The following is a 17,175-nucleotide window of genomic DNA, read 5'->3' as shown; positions in this document are numbered from 1 at the left end:
ACGTTCCTTCACACACTTAAAATTGCGGAGACTACCATGACAACCATTTCATCCCCCCTACCGATCTCAACACGCCGCCCAAAAATCGTGATCAGCGAGGCGTCATTAGGCCGACTGGAAGCGCTGGCGGAAAGAACGCTGGCGCGTGATCCTGCTTTGGCCGGCCGTCTTCTGGACGAACTGGGCCGGGCGCGTATCGTTGATGAGCGTAAGATGCCTGTAAATGTTGTGGCGATTGGAAATGCCGTAACCTATCGGGACGAAACAACCGGACAGGAACGAACCGTGACGCTTGTCTTCCCTGCCGATGCGGATATCGCGCTTCAGAAAATATCAATCATGACACCCATTGGCGTCGCCTTGTTAGGTCTGAAAGAAGGTGCCAGCTTTTATTGGGACACACGTGATGGTGAACGCCGGATGTTGACGATTGTCAGCGTTATGTCGGCTACCTCTGTTACGGCGAGCTAACCCTCGCCGTTCTGGCGCGGGGTCATTTTACAATTGTTAAAGTAATATAGAGAAACATTGCAAAAATTTTGACGCGGTAACATCGCAGCCTATACAGCGGTAGTTGACTGTTTGGATTTAACTTATATACAATAGGAATAATATATAAATACGAAAATATGATGTTGGAGGACACTATGTTTCAAGCAATTAACAAGGATGTTAAGGGTGCCTCCACGTCTGTGCATGTTCCCGGCAGCGAGATTAAAGTTGGGTATGAGATTAAGGGTGTGGATATCTCGAAACCCCTTAGTGACTCGGAATTTCAGGAAAATATTTTTCTCCCAATTGTCCAAAATTCCGTCGTAGCAGTTCGTGGCCAAAACCTGACCGTCGAGCAGTTCATTGATTTTGGCCGTCGATTTGGGAAGCTGGAAAAACACGTTATTAGCCCAAATGTGCTAGACGGTCATCCGGAAGTAATGCATTTGTCAAATATCAAGAAAAATAATAAAAATATCGGCCGCCCTAACCCAGGTGCATTTTGGCACACCGATCTCACTTTTACGAATACACCAAACGATTATTCTCTGTTATATTCCATAGAAATTCCTCATGACAAGAACGGCATGCCGCGTGGCGATACCTGCTTCCGCAGCACCATCTCGGCATACGAGACTTTACCCAAAACGCTAAAGCGCAAGCTGACGGGGATATCTGCCAAACATTTTCACTTGTGGATTCGCCGTCGTTATGGCGACGAAGAAGGAATCGAATTGAGTGAGGTTCAGCGCGCCCGTATGATCGATGTGCTACATCCCGTAATCTGTCAGCAACCAGAAACCGGACGCAAATATTTATTTGTCAATAGTGCTCATACGGTCGGCATCCAGGGTATGAGCGAAGAGGAAAGCGATGCTCTGCTGAATGATGTTTATGAACATATCGCCAGCCAGGAAACCTATACCCATAAGTGGAGAGTTGGCGATATCGTCATCTGGGACAACAAGGCAACCCAGCATTACGCGACGAAAGACTATGAATATCCTATGCGCCGACATCTTTGGCGCCTCACAGTAGAAGGGGGTGCGCCCCATGCTGCAGACTGACCTGGACCCTGATGGGATGTTTTCAGACGAATGCGAATTGGTCTCAGTTAAGCATGGTATCTCATTCTTCTTTTAAGAAAAACCGTTACTGCTTTGCGGTCGCATCGCTTTGAAACCAGAACTTCCAGAACTTCTTTTTCGTTGTCAACGGCACACCACAGGTCAATGTGTCTCGCCATTGATCTTCACAAAGACCTCATCAAGATAGGATTTCCAGTTTGAATAATTTTGAGACGGATAGATCCGTTTCTTTCGGATTTCCTTGGCAAACATTGGACCGAATTGGGTTCTCCAGTAGCGAACAGATTCATGACGAATGCCGTCCTCACGCATGGAGGTGGTCGTCGATGTTGTCAAGGAACAAGGGAAATCTGACGTACATCATCGCAGCCACACAGATGGCTTCTGGTGATGTTTCAACATAACGAAATGGGTTCAATCTGGTCAATCTAAGCCAAGGAAATCATCGGCAAGTGAGCAAAGACGGGATAGTTGCGTCTGGACCATATAGATTAGCAAGAAATGGTATTCAGAACGCCGTTAAATCGTCAAAATCAGAAATGCCAGAAGATTAGAGAAAATAATGCTAGGGGAAACAGTACAATTTTGTATAATTGTGCCTATTGTGAAAATTACTGGGAAAATATTGTCTTATATAGAACGAGTCAATATTTCGGCTGTGCAAAGGGTGTATTGAATTGTGCGTGTCCGATGCCGTGGGAATATCCCGAGAATGGCCGTCGACCGTCATACAAAATCGGCAATGGCTTATCGGAAGCTTTAGGAGGAATAAATGGCAGCGGTAAATCCTTTTATTGGGAAAACTTATGGTGAGACGATCTCTGCCATAGTCGACAAGTACCGTGACGGCATCGCCCTGACGTTCGAGGGTCGTGACTATACCTTTGGCGAAGCCAAACAACATATCGATGACGCCTCCAGGCGCTTGGCACAACTTGGCATCCGTTCCGGCGACAACATCGGCATATGGATGCCAAACCGTCCCGAGTATGTGTGGTTATGGCTTGGTGCCGCGCAAATGGGTGCGGTGCCAGTGCTGATTAATACACGGTTACGCAAACTGGAGTTCGAGTATCAGATTAATCAGTCGAAAAGCATCGCCATTTTTGTACCGGGTCCTGGCGGCTATCGTGATTTTCTCAGCGAGTTGGCGGAATCCAGCCCTGCTGTGCGCGACGGTACGTTGCCCGATGCCGTCTTTCCAAATCTCACCAAGGTCGTCTCCGTTGATCCATTAGGCGCAGAATGGTCGGAAGTCGTTGATTGGACGCAACTCGATGGCAAGGTCGAAACACCTCCCTACGCCACGGATCCTGACGCCCCCTCGCTCATTATCTACAGTTCCGGAACGACGTAATTGACCAAAGGCGTGATGCTTTCACATTGCATCTGCCGTAAGGCACACGATATTTCCACCTACCATGATCTTTCGTCGGCGGACAGTATCTATCTTGCAGTCCCGCTGTTTGGGGTCTTCGGGTGCCTGAACGGTGTTCTCGTACACTGGATGCAAGGTGCCCGTGTGATTCTCACCGACCGCTTCGAACCCGGCACTTTTATCGACACTGTTCGTGACGAAGGATGCAAGTTCGCTCAGATGCTCCCGACGATGGTTGATCAGATCGCGGCTCACCCATCCTACAGTAAAGAGGCCTTGAAAACGTTGCGTGGCGGTACACTCATCAGCAATCGGCCGGAGGAGTTGCTGCGAGCGATCGAGATTCTCGATGCACCTGGTTACTCGACGGCCTTTGGCATGACGGAGACCACGGGACCTGTCGCTAGATATCGATGGGACGATCCGCTTGAGGAAAAACTCGCACGTCAAGGCAAACCGCTACCGGGTTGTCAAATACGGATCGTTGACGTCGAGACGGGCGTAGATGTGCCGATCGGCGAGAAAGGTGAAATCATCCTTGGTGGATATGCGATCATGCTAGGCTATTTCGATAAGCCTCAGGAAACATCGGATACCATACTTCCGTCGGGCTGGCTGCGGTCCGGTGATCTGGGGTGCCTGAATCCGGATGGATCCCTAACGTTCTTCAGCAGAATTAAAGATAGTTACAAGCATAAGGGCTTCAACGTTTCCACGCCGGAAGTCGAAGGCAGCATTCGAAAAATAGCCGGAATCAAAGACGTCGCCGTCGTCGGCGTGCCAGACCCCGATCACGGTGAATGTGGCGTCGCCTTCGTCGTAGCTGAAGATGATCAGTCGGTGAGCGAGGAGACAATCCTGGAAAATCTAGTCGGGAATATTTCGTCGTTTAAAGTTCCAGAGGCTGTGATCATCATCAGCGAATTACCTCGGACCGCCGGGACAGGCAAAGTGCAGAGCGGTGAGTTGAAGAAAATTGCCATCGAGCACCTACAAACACGTGTCAAACAGTCTCCCTCTCAAAAGGAGGCGGGGCGGAAATAATAATTATAATAAATGTGGGCGTAGCAGCTTGTGGCGCAATGAACGAGCTGATGCAACCATTTTTGCGTGTGAGAAAATATAAGTCACGACTAACGCTTATGCGGTTTTGGCTCAAAATATAGTGCCAAAGCACCGACCGTTTGTTTTGAAAGTTAAGGAACTATAACTGTCCAATTTTAGGAGAAAACCATGAGACTATCTGCTGTTTTAATGATGATCATAACTGCGGTTGGCCTATGCGCCGGTACAGCATTGGCGGAGACAAAAATTGTATATGCCAACTATCTTGGATTGAAGCATACAACCAACCCTGCTCTGGAAAGATTTTTCGCACGTGTGACCGAAGAGACGAACGGGAACGTTGTTTGGGAACCACATTTCGCCGGATCCTTGTTGGGCGGCAAAGATATTCCCTCAGGCGTCCGTGATGGTATTGCGGACGGTGGATATATGGTGGGCGTTTTCGTACCTTCTGAAATGCCGGTCGACAATTTCCTGACTGACTTCTCAGTCCTGAACGATGATGCTTTGGCGTTGACCGGTGCGATTAACGAGTTGGTGCTGCTTGAATGTAAAGAGTGCGACGATGAGTATCGAGAAGAATTTAAGGTCCAACATTTAGGAACTTATGCTCTGACGGACTATTTGTTCCAATGTACGTCCGAAATTCGCTCTTTGAAGGATTTCAAGAACAAGAAAGTTGCAGCTTATGCGGCGTGGGCCGAAATGGCCAAAGGCATGGACGCGATTCCTGTAAACGTACCGTCAGCCGAGTATTATGAAGCTCTCGATCGTGGTGTTATCGATTGCGCGATTCAATCGATTACCAACCAGCGGACCCGTTCGATGGGCGAGGTTGCGCATAACGTCATTCTGAACTCCCTGGGCGGCTATGTCGGCGGATCGCTAATGAACGTGCGCCTGGACAAATGGAATGAACTGAGCGCAAGCGAGAAAACGGCGGTCTTGAAGAATGTGCCAGAACTCATCTCCGATAGCATATTTAATTATATAAATCTTGATATAGAAGTCCGCGCGGAAATGGAAGCGAAGGGCAATAAGTTCTACGAGGTCGATGAAGATCTTGCCAGCTACATCAAGAACTTCCGGGAAAACTATGTGAAAACTGATGCCCCGGCTAAAGGTAAAGAGCGCGGCGTTGAAAGTGCGGATGAGATCGGCAAGACAATTGTCGAGCTTCGTGCAAAATGGATCGCCCTGCTGGACGAACGCGGCCGCGATCCGAAAACCTTTCAAAAGCTGTTGTGGGAAGAAATTTACAGCAAAGTCCCTACCAGCTGATACGGTTATCAATCTTGAAGCGACCGGCGGCGGCGTTTGACTGCCCCGGTCGCTTCGGCAACTAACGATGATGCTGCCCCAATTTCGCCATTCTTAAGATTTGGGTTAGGCCATTTAGTGATAGTTGCCGGCGAAATAGTGAATAACGATATGATAGTCGTATGAATATTATTTTGCACATACAGAGTATGTAGAAAATTATACCATTAATTTGGTTAATTACACTTCAATTGACCTAAGTCTAAAATAGAACAAATGAAAGTAACGTCATGGGAGACAAGAAATCGAATCTTATAGTATCTAAAGAACAGCTGGATAGCGTTCTGGATACTGTTGTCGAGAAGCTGGCTGCAATGGGGCCGGATATCGATAAAAAAGGTAGCTATCCGTATGAAGGCGTAGAACTGCTTAAAGAGTCCGGTATCATAAATGCGTTCTTGCCCAAAGAATACGGTGGCCTCGGTCTCGGCGTCGACGGTGATTATTGTACATATTTTCACACAATAGAGCGGGTTAGTTCTGGCTGCAGTAACGTTGGGCAGTTGTTGCTCGTCCAGGCAGCGTCAATGAACAGCATTTATGATTTGGGAAGTAAGAAACAGATCAAGTTCTTTTCGGAGGAGATTCGCGAGAAAGGCTCGATGTTTTGTTATTTAGGCAGCGAGCCGGCGGATCGTTTTACAAGCGATAACAAGCGGGCCCGAATGGATTCAAGCGTCACCCGTGTCGATGGAGGTTGGTCAATCAACGCCAAAAAGGCCTTCGCGACCGGCTCCGTCGGCAGCACCTATTCGCTGATATTCTGCATGGAAGATGGGGAGCAAGATCCTTCGAAGATGGTCGTTGTCGGGATACCAACATCTGACCCTTCGGTTACTGTCATCGACAGTTGGGACAACATGGGACAGCGGGCAACGACCAGTGGAATGTTGGAAATTAAAGACGGCTTTATTTCCGATGATTTCACTTTTGGGCCGCCGGGCACATTTTCAAAATCAAATGTTCTTGCACCTATATTCCAGTTGAGTTTTGCTGCTGCGCTGACGGGAATTGCACAGGGCGCCATGAATTTCGTTTTGGATTTCTCCGCCAATCATCAAAAACCGACCGTCGGTTTTGAACGTGTTGCGGATGAGCCAACCATTCAAAATCATGTGGGAGAGATGGCAACGGATATCATGGCGGCACGCGCGCTTGTCAATCGGGCAGCCCGCATGCTTGAAGAAGTCGGCCAAGGCGGTGGCAACATCCCTGAAATGATGGTAGCGGTCTATATGGCAAAAACATTTACGCACAGAATGTCCGTCAATGTGTGCACGAAAATATTCCAGTTGACCGGCGCGCGCTCGACGACGGCAAGATTTGGCGCTGATCGTTTCTGGCGCAATGCCCGTACGTTGTCATTGCATGATAACTTGGATAAGCAACAAGGTACGATCGGCCGATATGTACTTGGCGTCGAAATTCCAAAGATGTCTACGCGTTAACAGATATAAACATGCATAGGAAAAGCACTGGAGATCGTCGATCTTTCCAGTGCTTTTTTATACCGAAAGTTAAAGTGCGCCGAACAATCCGAACTATACAAGCATTACGTCTTATCTCTTTCTCGTCAGTGCTCATCAAACAATTTTTTTCTGACAAAACCCTCTCACGGGTTTGACTACTTTCCTCTGACAATGCCTCAAAGTGGAATAGTGACGCCCACGCCATTAGTACTACATTGTGAACAGTCAGCGCAGGGAACGCCGGGCAGACCATGCCAGAGTAACAACGATAGCGATGAGTAATACGGCACTGATCGGTCGGGTAATAAAAACCGTCGGGTCCATATCGTTGGCAACGAGGCTATTCCGCAGGTTAATCTCAATAATTGGGCCAAGCACAAGCCCGATCACGATCGGCGCCATCGGGAAGCCGAAGCGCGCCAGAATATACCCGGCAATGCCGAGAACCGCGATAATTCCGACTTCAAATGGAATACTGTGAATTGCGAAGCCGCCGGCGACGCAGAGGACACCGATAACGGGGAGCAGTATTCGAGCGGGAATAGTCAAAATCTTCGGCAGGATCCGGCGCGCACCCAGTCCCAGAACTAATGTCATCACAGCAGCGATCAGCAGGATTATCAGGATTTGAGCAAATAGATCGCCATGCTCGATAATAAAAAATGGCCCGGGATCGATGCCCTGGATCAAAAGTGCGCCGATGAGGACGGCAGTTACTGTATCTCCCGGAATGCCCAGTGTCAGCAACGGCACCAACGCGCCACCGGTCACTGCATTATTCGCGGACTCAGCTGCAATAACTCCCCGCACTGCCGCAATTTCCTCGCCTTCTGCTTCTTCTGCCTTACGGCGGCCGGACTGCCCATAGGCAATCCAGGCGGCAATCGTCGGGCCGGTTCCGGGCAGGATGCCAATGAAGGTGCCGATCAACGAACTTTTCAATAGCAGCCAGCTGTGCGAGATCATCAATCCAGGCAGTCGCAAAATCCTGTGTATTTGCTGCTTTGGCAAAAGTGAGGCATCTAGATGGGAAGATGCCTGCAATAGCATTTCAGCAACAGCAAAAAAGGCAATCAACGTTGGAATAAGCGGAACCCCACCCTGCAATTCGGGCATCCCGAAGGTGAAGCGCATGGTTCCGCCAACCTCATCAATACCGATGGTGCCCAGAAACATTCCGATGGCGGCCCCGGTTATCCCCTTGGCCAATGATCCACCGGAGACTGCAGACACACAGATTAGCCCGAATAGCCCAAGCGAAAAATACTCAACGGAAGTGAATTTCAGGGCAAAGTTTGACAGGACCGGCGCAGCGAACATCAAAACTACTATGGAAAAAACACCCCCAATGACGGAAGCGACCACAGCAAGGCTTATGGCCAGATCGGCTTTCCCCATGCGGGCGAGCCGATACCCGTCAAGGGCCGTTGCCGCATTTCCAGGCGCGCCGGGGGTGTTGATCAGAATAGCGGGAATGGATCCGGCGAAATATCCCGCGGAGTAAATACCGAGCAGAAGCGCCATGGCAACTTCGAAACTGGCGCCAAACGTCAGGGGCGTGGCGATTGCAACCCCGGTGGTCGCCGTTAATCCAGGGGCTGCGCCAAAGACAAACCCGATAAGGACGCCAATCAATATCCAGAAGAGGATATTCAGTTGCAGGACTGCGGCGGCCGCATCAATAATCGTACCAAGCGAAATCACGTCCATGTCGGCAACAATACAATAAATCCATACCGGAACAGCAAATAGAGAATGGCCGAAACGGCAATGGGCAGAATCAGCAATTCACTCCATTTCCGGGAGCCAAGAATCCACATGGTGACGACGAGAAAAAGCCATGTTCCAAACCGGAAGTCTACAAAGCGGAATGACAAGGCATAGACAAGGAATGCTACGGCAAGAGTGACACCGCGATAGGCCAGCAATTTACCGATCACCGTGCCGAGCAAGGCATCGCCGGGCTTGAGAGCCAGAGCCAGTCCGCTCAGCATCAGAATCAAGGCGAGCACATAGGGAAAAAATCGCGCTGAAAGTGTCGGCTGACTGGCAAGGATATCAATCTGTGACGTCGCAACCATCAGGCCCAAACCGGCAATCAGGGTGAGGCCGCCTGCCATCCTATCGGCTTTCATGGAGTTGTCTTTCTACCAATTCCAGATGAGGTGGAATTACGCATTGAGAGCGGAGGTCAATGCGTAATTTCCAGATTAGAAGATCAGTTAATCAGCCCGATCTCTTTCAATACCACCGAATGTTTGGTGACATTTTCATCGATGCGCTTCTGGAACGCGGCTCCATCAAGAAAAGCCTCATTCAAGTTGAACTTTTTGTAAAGCGCGCGCGTCTGTGGCGTATTCGCAATTTCGGCAACGGTTGTGCGCAATTTTTCGACAACCTCATCGGGAGCCCCGCTATTTGTCAGGAGTCCGAACCAGACAGCCACATCAAAGTCATACCCCTGTTCCTTGAACGTCGGCACATCGGGCAGAAAGGCCAGCCTGTCCTCTGCGGCGACACCCAGGACATGTAGTTTTCCCGCTTTCGCCAGACTCGTATAGTTAGACGCACCAACGAAGACAAAATCAACTTCTCCCGACATCGCCTTCACAACGGCACCCTTGCCGCCGCGTCCGCCGATATGGGTCAGCTTGATACCCTGGTCCTTGGCAAATATCTCCATGTTGATATGTTGCGTGGAACCGGGACCGGGGGTCGCGTATTTAACGGAGCCGGGATCCTTTTTGGCGGCTTCGACAATGTCTTTCACAGACTTGAAAGGACTGTCTGCTGATACCGCGAGGCCAATCGGGGCCTCAACCAGTTGCGCAATCGGCACAAAGTCGCTTGTCTTATAGCCGGGATCTTTTATCAGCGGTCGTGCCGTCAATGCGCCGGTTGATCCCATCAGCAAGGTATATCCGTCATGGCTGGCCTTGTTTGCTTCTGCAGTCCCCTTGGCCCCGCCAGCCCCGGGGATATTCTTGACAATAACCGGAACACCGAACGATGCCTTAAGTCGGTCCGCTATGACCCGAGCGGTGCCATCCAGGGCATCCCCGGCGCCGAAGGGCACTATGATTTCTACTGGTTTTTCAGGATATTCAGCGGCAAAAACCTGCGCCGAAATTCCTGTTATCAAACAAGCACCAATTGCTAGTCATTGCGCCACTGATTTCAAAATTGACATGATAAAACTCCCCTGTCTGTGTCGTTGACCAAGGTATGTTATTGGACTATACACGTATATACAAGTCAATATTGATCGCCAATTGGACTAAATGAATGTTGCAGGATACTTGGCCGAAGCCGCTATATCAAACCATCAAGAATTATGTTCTTGATCATATCGACTCTGGAAAATGGAAATCCGGCGCCCGCATTCCATCTGAATCCGAGATTGTCAAGATTCTGGGGGCTTCTCGAATGACCGTCAACCGGGCAATTCGGGAATTGTCGGTTGAGGGCCGGGTGACACGTATTCAGGGTGTCGGGACATTCGTCGCCGAACCCAAGCCAAAGGCAACTCTTCTGGAAATACGCAGTATTGGCGAGGAAATTTCACAGCGCGGCGGCATCCATTCCTGCCGGGTTATCCTGCAGCGGTCAGAGCCGGCATCGAAATCTGTGGCGACGGCGCTGAATATGGCGCCAAATTCTCCGGTATTCCACGTCTATATGGTTCATCGCGAAAACGGCCGTCCCATGCAGATTGAAGACCGGTATGTAAATCCGGCTGTGGCACCAGAGTTCCTGGATCTGGATTTTACCCAGATCACGCCAAGTGACCACCTCCTCGACCTCCTGCCCGTCACCGAGATAGAGCATAAAATCAGTTCCCGGCTCGCCGATAAACAGGAGTGCGATCTCCTCCAGATTTCGCCTTCCGAGCCATGTCTGGAGCTTTGCCGGCGGTCATGGTCCGGAAACCGGACGGTCACCCATGTAAGGATGGTTAATCCCGGCTCGAAATATAATGTCGGCGGGCGTTTTCATGTCAGCGACATGACCCATAGCTAACTCTTTAATTGACGGAAATCGATATGCAAAACATCAATATCAAATATATCAACGGCCCCGATGTCGCGAAACTCGCCCTAACCGACGCAGAAATCCTTGCCGCGGTTGAAGAGGCATTACTTGCGCAAGGGAATGGTGGAACCGTCATCGAGCCCCGGGTTCATCTTGTCCCGGAGTCTTCAGAGAAGGGTCACTTCAACGTCCTGCGCGGCTATGTCAAGTCAATGGGCGTTGCCGGCGTAAAGATAGTTGGCGATTTCGTCGATAACTACAAACAGGACCTCCCCTCCGAAGTCGGGATGCTGAACCTGTTTGATCCCGAAACCGGTATCCCGAAGGCGATTATCGATGCCACCGCGATCACGGATATGCGCACCGGCGCGGTTACCGCGATCGGCGCAAAATTTCTAGCCCGCAAAGACAGTAAGATCCTTGGGCATATCGGCGCGCGCGGCACAGCTTACTGGAATGTCCGGTTACTGGATCACCTGTTCAATTTTGATGAAATCCGTGTCCATTCACGTCGACCGGAAAGCCGGGACGCTTTTAAAGAACGTCTTGAAAGGGATCTTGGGAAACCGGTCATCGTGACCGACAACTGGAAGGATTGCCTGGACAGCGCGGATATCATGGTTGAGGCGTCCCGCCTTCCCGAACCGAAACCCCTTTTCCTAACGGAATGGGTCAAAAAAGGCGCTTTCGTTGTCCCTTACGGAACGATGAGTGCAGTCGAGTTCTCGCTCACCGATATCATGGACAAAATCGTCGTTGATGATTGGGGTCAATGCAAACCGGGGCGTCCGTTCGGCTCCCTTCGCCGCCATGTCGATGAAGGCAAAGTAACAGAAGAGACCCTGCATGCTGAAATGGGCGAAATCGTCGCCGGGAAAAAGCCAGGACGAGAAAGTGAAGAGGAAACAAATCTTTTCTGGCATCGCGGTCTCAGCACGACGGACATTGCGCTCGGCTGGGCATTGATGGCCAAGGCAGAAAAAATGGGAATAGGCCAGACGCTGCGTTTCGCCTAAACAAGGTGCCGTTAGAGGACCAATAACATGGCCTTAATTGCCTGTTCGCGAATGTATAACGTTACCCCCGTCGCGCGGCAGGAATGGGCAGCCTTGTTTGCATGGGTCTCTGAAAGTTCTGGCATCAAGCTTGAAATCATTGACCATCCCGCCCCTGCCCCGCTAGAGGCGCTTTGGGTACGGCCGGATATGGGCTGTGTTTTCATGTGCGGCTGGCCGTTCAGCCGAGCGGAATTGCGCCCCACGATAATCGCGGCTCCCTGCCCGCTCGGACAGCGCTACGAAAATAGGCCGATCTACTTCACCGACCTGATTGTACGCCGGGATCGCGGGTATCGCACATTGGAGGATACTTTCGGTGGGCGTATCGCCTGGACGGTTGATGCCTCTCATTCGGGATTCAACGCACCGCGACACCATTTACTTAAGTACCGGACACCCGATCGGCCCCTGCTCTATCGGGAGAGCATCGGGCCTGTGCTGACGCCTTTACGGTCCCTAGCCTCAGTAGTTGAGGGAGATGCGGATATCGCACCGATGGATAGTTACGCGCTCGACTTGATACGTCTTCACCAGCCTGACCTCCTTCGCGACATTACCACGATAGCGTCCACCTCACCCGCACCGTTCCCGCCGCTGGTTGCCAGCAACGATATCGACCCCGCGGCATTGACAAGCCTGCGCCGGGCGTTTCTAGCGGCGGGCACCGATCCTGATATCACCCCTGTGTTGGCCACCCTCAGCATCAGCGGGTTTGCCACCGTCGAGCCGGAACAGTATGAGTTAGCAACGGCTTGGGAACAGGATGCATTGCGCGAAGGTTACTCCTATCCCGGATAATGAGATTATCGTGCCCCAGATTACAGGTTTGAAAATTTACCGTTCATAATCAAATCCGACAAAATTTCCAGCTCATTTGTCATCGATCTGTCGCTTGTTAGTTCAGGGGATATCTTCTCAATTGATCGTATGACAGGGCGAAGGGCAGAAGCCAGATTACTTTCATCGATATTACGCATCCGGATCGCCTGAACGGCGACAATCATTTCAAATGAAATCAGATTTGATAACCGGTGAACGATTTCGGTCAGGGCTTTTCCAGAGATGGCAATGTTGGTTATGGTATCCTCTACCCCGTCGCCGACCTGGGACGGATACACAATGGGCGGCGTCGCCAAATGGCTGATTTCGGCGAAAAGGGCCTCCGCCACTTTTGCAACGGGCGCCAGGCCCGCAACATCCGCTTCTTCAGAGAGAAGGCCGTTCGGTAGATCCGTAAATCGTGAGATCAATAATTTTGAACTGCGGGCATTTATTTGCGCCGCGAGGTGAACCAAAGAATGGTTCAGGCCAACAAGCGCAACCCCCAGATAGGGATTGAGAAAACTCCCGCCGGAGAGGACCTGCCTGCTCTCGGCAAGGACGACCGGGTTATCGGAAGAGCCATTGATTTCCCCTAGGAGTGTATCCTCCATAACCTGAAGGGCGGCAAAGACACTGCCATGAACCTGAGGGATATTGCGCAGGCTCAAGGGATCTTGGAGGCGCCGCGCGGCGCCCGGTTCATTAAGCGCTGAATTCTCGAGACGCCGGAGCAAATCCTCAGCGGCCTCCCGCTGGCCGGGCTGCGGTCTCATCGCAAGCAAAGAGGGCGTAAAGGGGGACAGGTTGCCACGAAACCCCTCAAGAGTAAGCGCTGCGGCGGTCTGTGCACTTTTCCAGATTATATGGGCGTAATAATGTCCCAGTGCTGCCAAGGCCGCAGAAAAGCTGGAATGGCTAACCAGCGCCAAACCGTCCCGCGGGCCCAGTTTCAAGGGCGATATTCCCGCATCCGATAGGTCCTTTGCGAAGTTTGCGCTATTTTCCTTACCCAGAAAGGCGCCTTCCCCAATCAAGGCAAGGCCCATGGAGCCGCCCCATAACAGATCGGCCGCGCCGGTTGAGGCGGTTTCGCCAATGACAGGCACCAAATCCGCGTTCAGACATGCTTCAATATGTCGGGCAACTCTCGGGCTCGCCCCCGATGCTCCAATGAGAAGCGTATTAAGCCTGATGGCCATTGCCGCCCGGACCACGGCGCGAGGCAATGGATTGCCAACAGAATGAGCCCGGCCGCGAATGGTTTTAAGGGCGAATTCTTCAATTTCGTCAGCCGCGAGAACCTGCTTCACTCTTGGCCCCAAACCCGTCGTAACCCCATAGATGGGTTTGCCCGCGGCGGCGAATTCCAGCAAGAGATTATTTGTCTTTGTCATAACGTCAACTGCGGACGTATCAATATCAACGGGGCGGCCAAAGGCAATTTCAGCAAGCACCTCTAATGAAAGACTTCTGCCATCAAGGCGCGCCTTCTCAATTGGCATGAATTTCCTCCAAAAACGTTTAAAAATAAGATGTTATAAATGGCGAAGAAGCCCTTTGGCCGCGACCCCCAGCATTACCTCAACAGAAAATCCAGGACGGAAACGATGTTTTAATCATACCTCCAATGCAAGGTATATCATGTCTGGTTGGCGCTGTCAGATGACCGTACGCTCGTCTCTGTATTGCGCAAAATGGCAGATATCGATGCCGCGTTCGTGGCATAGATCTTCAACATTACGATGCAAGGGGAAATCCGGTGAGATATTGAAATACCAGAAAGAATTTTTCATGAAATGAGTGTAATTACTGAAGCATCCAGGCTCAAGCTATTTTCCCATGACAATCCCACCCTATTCTTTAATTCTGCTTAGATCGAATGGTGACCTTGGAATAATCCACCATTTCTATACCGAAATGGTATTTGCTTAACGCCATTTTAAGCTGCGAATTGCAATTCACTACAATCGCCAAGAAATGACCAGCTGCGATTTGTCTGCGTAGAAATACTTATCAAACACTCTATTTATTGCGATTCTAGGTTACATGTCGTCGACTTGAGCTCTAGAGGAGCTGCAGGACCAACCCATCCGGATGGCCTTTGAATCACTTTTCTACCAAATATTGCTTCGCAGTCATCATCAAAATATACAATGAATTTTTTAAAATCTATTGATTTGAAAGTAGAGATTACCTTCTCATGACTTTTAATAAATTCAATTATTACATCAAAATCTTTCTCATTTTGATATTCTGGTGGTAATGCAGCAAGTGATTTTAATGGGAATAACACAATAAATAATATCACAGCGATTTTTCTCATATTTCCCTCGAAGTAAGATCTAATATTATGCTTGGCACCAGCAACAGGAGTGAGAAAGCGAAGCAGACAAATGAATTTCTCCTGGTTTCTTAGACACCCAGAGGCTTCCATTTTCCTGTTGTTCAACATCGATAGACGATATCATTCCGTGATATTATGATTTCTTTTTGGATTGTAAAGAATTCGATGTAATCAAATACAATGCCTGACGTAGAAAAACATAACGTATAGGTTCCAAATTTAACTCAGTACTAGTGATATCGAGTTATGGCACATATAAATTATCCGATCTTTAAGAGCGCGATCAGAAAGCTCCACCCGTCGTATTTCGCCTTGGTCATGGGAACGGGAATTGTATCTATTGCGTTTAATACCTTAGGGTATTCAATGCTTGCCTACGGCCTGTTCTATCTGAACATAGGATTGTATCTGATACTGTCCGGCATGGCATTTTCTCGGCTACTTTTCTTTCCGCAAGATTTCATAACAGATATCCGTGAACCTCGCCACAGCTGGCCATATCTGACATTCATCGTCGGCAATAATACCATAGGGGCTCAATTTCTGATATTCTGGCATGCAACTGACCTGACCTGGATCTTATGGGGTTTAGGCTTTTTTTTCTGGATAGCTTTTACTTACTTTATTCTATTCAGTCTTGTCATCCGGCGCCAAACGGACATCAAGGATACGATTGACGGAGCAATACTACTGGTGATAGTCAGCACCGCATCCGTTGCCTTACTCGGCGTTCCCCTAACCGATACACTTGTCGCAAATGCCCCCGCCTTCTTCTTTGGTATGTGGAGTTTCTGGGCTGTCTCCCTCGTTCTTTACCTCATTATTATCACCTGTGTTTTTTATCGAAAATTATCCCGCGACTTTGAGCCACAAGATTGGAATGGTTCCTACTGGATTTGCATGGGCGCGGTCGCCATTGTTTCCTTAACCGGAACAGAGCTTGTCCATTATATGGCAGACAAACCAGCATGGGAGCATTTCCGGGATCCAACTGTAATTTTAACCTGTATCGCATGGGCGATTGGGACCTGGTGGATCCCGTATCAGATTATCATGGATATTTGGAGCCTTACCCGCGTTAATCTAGACGTTCCAGCTACCGGCTGGATCCGTCTTTTTCCATGGTCTCGTCTGGCATTCGGCGTGAAAACTCACAGATATAAACCGTCCGATTGGGCGCGTGTCTTCCCTATGGGTATGTATACCGCCTGCACTCTAGGTATAGCTCATATGACAGGGCTAACATTTTTGGAGAAGATTCCTCAAATTTGGAGCTGGCTCGCTTTGCTGATTTGGGGTTTGACTTTTATCGGTCTGCTGCGGTCTGCGTATTCGGGCCTATTGCGCAATGATTTGAGTGATACCCGCTTTGTAATCGACACTAACTTTCCGGACCCTTCCTAACCCCGTTGTAGGTGTGAGATTTCAACGTCTCGCGCAACGGGGCTGTCAGACGCAGGCGACCTAGTTTCCGTATGGCACACGTGCCTCAACTATGTCGCACCAAGGTGTCGCCTCTCGGTAAGAGCAACGTCATTACAGCCCGGTAAATGAAATCAGGTGAGATCTTGAAAGAGCAAAACGGACTTTCCATGAGATGAGCGTATTTTTTCCACATCCGAGCTCAAGTTATTTCAGTCTGACAATGCCCTTCAACACATAGGTACATTTTTTCAAGATTGTCCCGAATAATATTGCGCTTTGAGTCACGCGTCTCTATGGTTTCGTCACTGAATGTGTCGACGGAGATGTTCGCGTTCGCAACTGACATGCCCTATATTCCACTAATAGGCAGGGGCATGGCATCGAATATTATCCGAAAAGAACACACAATGGAGGGAGGGCTGACATCATAGAGCAATATTGCACTTTTATTGCCACCAACAATTTTCCAAATTGTTTCGGTATTTATAGCGGCAATAGATGTCGTGCTCAAGACATTGGTTTGTGCTCAAGCATCTGGCACTGTGAACCGCCCCGGGATTGCCGGAGGCAATTTTGTTTAAGTTACGCTGCCATATCGGTTTCGTCCAGCATGGCGTAATAGTTTTTCTCGGCTTCTACAGGCGGGATGTTGCCGATGGGCTCAAGCAGTCTTTTGTTGTTG

Annotated in this window: 16 protein-coding genes and 2 pseudogenes; 10 read left to right on the top strand and 8 right to left on the bottom strand. The window is 49.8% G+C overall.

Features of this window, described 5'->3' with window-relative positions:
* Positions 1–36 precede the first annotated feature (36 nt).
* A complete protein-coding gene (rnk, locus tag ACESNI_RS19205; RefSeq protein WP_373090063.1) occupies positions 37–471 on the top strand; it encodes a nucleoside diphosphate kinase regulator in 435 nt (144 codons plus the stop codon).
* Positions 472–647: 176 nt separating this feature from the next.
* A complete protein-coding gene (locus tag ACESNI_RS19200; RefSeq protein ID WP_373090061.1) occupies positions 648–1,559 on the top strand; it encodes a TauD/TfdA dioxygenase family protein in 912 nt (303 codons plus the stop codon).
* A gap of 47 nt (positions 1,560–1,606) precedes the next feature.
* Here the strand turns inward: ACESNI_RS19200 and ACESNI_RS19195 are convergent, their stop codons facing one another.
* Both ACESNI_RS19195 and ACESNI_RS19190 read right to left on the bottom strand, forming a co-directional pair.
* The gene (locus tag ACESNI_RS19195) at positions 1,607–1,738 is read right to left on the bottom strand and encodes a DDE-type integrase/transposase/recombinase (protein ID WP_373090058.1); all 132 of its coding nucleotides are present in this window, start codon (positions 1,736–1,738) and stop codon (positions 1,607–1,609) included.
* Complete coding sequence (locus ACESNI_RS19190) at positions 1,722–1,916, bottom strand: hypothetical protein (protein ID WP_373090147.1); 195 nt, start codon at positions 1,914–1,916, stop codon at positions 1,722–1,724. Before ACESNI_RS19190 ends, ACESNI_RS19195 begins: the two co-directional genes overlap by 17 nt.
* 436 nt (positions 1,917–2,352) lie before the next feature.
* Here ACESNI_RS19190 and ACESNI_RS19185 point away from each other — a divergent pair.
* The 4 genes and pseudogenes from ACESNI_RS19185 to ACESNI_RS19170 all read left to right on the top strand — a co-directional run.
* Positions 2,353–3,516 (top strand): annotated as a pseudogene (locus ACESNI_RS19185) (class I adenylate-forming enzyme family protein); the annotation flags it as partial.
* Positions 3,514–4,002 (top strand): class I adenylate-forming enzyme family protein, encoded by a 489-nt coding sequence (locus tag ACESNI_RS19180; RefSeq protein WP_373090137.1) that lies wholly within the window; start codon positions 3,514–3,516, stop codon positions 4,000–4,002. The pseudogene ACESNI_RS19185 and the gene ACESNI_RS19180, both read left to right, overlap by 3 nt.
* Before the next feature lie 189 nt (positions 4,003–4,191).
* Positions 4,192–5,304: a C4-dicarboxylate TRAP transporter substrate-binding protein gene (locus tag ACESNI_RS19175; RefSeq protein ID WP_373090055.1), complete on the top strand. Its 1,113-nt coding sequence runs from the start codon at positions 4,192–4,194 to the stop codon at positions 5,302–5,304.
* A gap of 269 nt (positions 5,305–5,573) precedes the next feature.
* Entirely contained in the window at positions 5,574–6,791 is a 1,218-nt protein-coding gene (locus ACESNI_RS19170; protein ID WP_373090053.1) for an acyl-CoA dehydrogenase family protein, read from the top strand.
* 246 nt (positions 6,792–7,037) lie between these two features.
* Here the strand turns inward: ACESNI_RS19170 and ACESNI_RS19165 are convergent, their stop codons facing one another.
* From ACESNI_RS19165 to ACESNI_RS19155, 3 genes are all read right to left on the bottom strand, one after another.
* The gene (locus ACESNI_RS19165; RefSeq protein ID WP_373090051.1) at positions 7,038–8,522 is read right to left on the bottom strand and encodes a tripartite tricarboxylate transporter permease; all 1,485 of its coding nucleotides are present in this window, start codon (positions 8,520–8,522) and stop codon (positions 7,038–7,040) included.
* Entirely contained in the window at positions 8,513–8,947 is a 435-nt protein-coding gene (locus ACESNI_RS19160; RefSeq protein WP_373090049.1) for a tripartite tricarboxylate transporter TctB family protein, read from the bottom strand. Before ACESNI_RS19160 ends, ACESNI_RS19165 begins: the two co-directional genes overlap by 10 nt.
* Positions 8,948–9,030: 83 nt before the next feature.
* Positions 9,031–9,954: a Bug family tripartite tricarboxylate transporter substrate binding protein gene (locus tag ACESNI_RS19155; RefSeq protein ID WP_373090047.1), complete on the bottom strand. Its 924-nt coding sequence runs from the start codon at positions 9,952–9,954 to the stop codon at positions 9,031–9,033.
* A 143-nt stretch (positions 9,955–10,097) separates the two neighbouring features.
* Here ACESNI_RS19155 and hutC point away from each other — a divergent pair, with 143 nt between their 5' ends.
* The 3 genes from hutC to ACESNI_RS19140 are packed head-to-tail and all read left to right on the top strand — an operon-like array spanning position 10,098 to position 12,700.
* A complete protein-coding gene (hutC, locus tag ACESNI_RS19150; RefSeq protein WP_373090045.1) occupies positions 10,098–10,832 on the top strand; it encodes a histidine utilization repressor in 735 nt (244 codons plus the stop codon).
* Positions 10,833–10,855: 23 nt separating this feature from the next.
* Positions 10,856–11,860 carry an ornithine cyclodeaminase family protein gene (locus tag ACESNI_RS19145; protein WP_373090043.1) on the top strand — a complete coding sequence of 335 codons (1,005 nt, stop codon included), beginning with the start codon at positions 10,856–10,858 and terminating at the stop codon, positions 11,858–11,860.
* A gap of 27 nt (positions 11,861–11,887) precedes the next feature.
* Positions 11,888–12,700: a phosphate/phosphite/phosphonate ABC transporter substrate-binding protein gene (locus ACESNI_RS19140; protein ID WP_373090041.1), complete on the top strand. Its 813-nt coding sequence runs from the start codon at positions 11,888–11,890 to the stop codon at positions 12,698–12,700.
* Between the two features lie 20 nt (positions 12,701–12,720).
* On the opposite strand, the gene ACESNI_RS19135 is transcribed toward ACESNI_RS19140, so the two are convergent.
* From ACESNI_RS19135 to ACESNI_RS19125, 3 genes and pseudogenes are all read right to left on the bottom strand, one after another.
* Complete coding sequence (locus ACESNI_RS19135; protein ID WP_373090039.1) at positions 12,721–14,226, bottom strand: aromatic amino acid lyase; 1,506 nt, start codon at positions 14,224–14,226, stop codon at positions 12,721–12,723.
* Positions 14,227–14,418: 192 nt separating this feature from the next.
* A pseudogene (locus ACESNI_RS19130) lies at positions 14,419–14,517 on the bottom strand (IS6 family transposase); the annotation flags it as partial.
* A gap of 233 nt (positions 14,518–14,750) precedes the next feature.
* Entirely contained in the window at positions 14,751–15,047 is a 297-nt protein-coding gene (locus ACESNI_RS19125; protein WP_373090037.1) for a hypothetical protein, read from the bottom strand.
* A gap of 267 nt (positions 15,048–15,314) precedes the next feature.
* Between ACESNI_RS19125 and ACESNI_RS19120 the strand changes: the two genes are divergently transcribed.
* The gene (locus tag ACESNI_RS19120) at positions 15,315–16,472 is read left to right on the top strand and encodes a tellurite resistance/C4-dicarboxylate transporter family protein (protein WP_373090035.1); all 1,158 of its coding nucleotides are present in this window, start codon (positions 15,315–15,317) and stop codon (positions 16,470–16,472) included.
* Positions 16,473–17,175 lie beyond the last annotated feature (703 nt).

The organism is Sneathiella sp. (genome assembly GCF_041689005.1).
Taxonomy (GTDB): domain Bacteria; phylum Pseudomonadota; class Alphaproteobacteria; order Sneathiellales; family Sneathiellaceae; genus Sneathiella.
This window is presented reverse-complemented; position numbering and strand designations above follow the sequence as displayed.

Bases quoted from the DNA above. Each gene is read 5' to 3' on its own strand.
- rnk (WP_373090063.1), top strand. From the start codon at position 37: ATGACAACCATTTCATCCCCCCTACCGATCTCAACACGCCGCCCAAAA.
- ACESNI_RS19200 (WP_373090061.1), top strand. From the start codon at position 648: ATGTTTCAAGCAATTAACAAGGATGTTAAGGGTGCCTCCACGTCTGTG.
- ACESNI_RS19195 (WP_373090058.1), bottom strand. From the start codon at position 1,738: ATGGCGAGACACATTGACCTGTGGTGTGCCGTTGACAACGAAAAAGAA.
- ACESNI_RS19180 (WP_373090137.1), top strand. From the start codon at position 3,514: ATGCTAGGCTATTTCGATAAGCCTCAGGAAACATCGGATACCATACTT.
- ACESNI_RS19175 (WP_373090055.1), top strand. From the start codon at position 4,192: ATGAGACTATCTGCTGTTTTAATGATGATCATAACTGCGGTTGGCCTA.
- ACESNI_RS19170 (WP_373090053.1), top strand. From the start codon at position 5,574: ATGGGAGACAAGAAATCGAATCTTATAGTATCTAAAGAACAGCTGGAT.
- ACESNI_RS19165 (WP_373090051.1), bottom strand. From the start codon at position 8,522: ATGGACGTGATTTCGCTTGGTACGATTATTGATGCGGCCGCCGCAGTC.
- ACESNI_RS19160 (WP_373090049.1), bottom strand. From the start codon at position 8,947: ATGAAAGCCGATAGGATGGCAGGCGGCCTCACCCTGATTGCCGGTTTG.
- hutC (WP_373090045.1), top strand. From the start codon at position 10,098: ATGTTGCAGGATACTTGGCCGAAGCCGCTATATCAAACCATCAAGAAT.
- ACESNI_RS19145 (WP_373090043.1), top strand. From the start codon at position 10,856: ATGCAAAACATCAATATCAAATATATCAACGGCCCCGATGTCGCGAAA.
- ACESNI_RS19140 (WP_373090041.1), top strand. From the start codon at position 11,888: ATGGCCTTAATTGCCTGTTCGCGAATGTATAACGTTACCCCCGTCGCG.
- ACESNI_RS19135 (WP_373090039.1), bottom strand. From the start codon at position 14,226: ATGCCAATTGAGAAGGCGCGCCTTGATGGCAGAAGTCTTTCATTAGAG.
- ACESNI_RS19125 (WP_373090037.1), bottom strand. From the start codon at position 15,047: ATGAGAAAAATCGCTGTGATATTATTTATTGTGTTATTCCCATTAAAA.
- ACESNI_RS19120 (WP_373090035.1), top strand. From the start codon at position 15,315: ATGGCACATATAAATTATCCGATCTTTAAGAGCGCGATCAGAAAGCTC.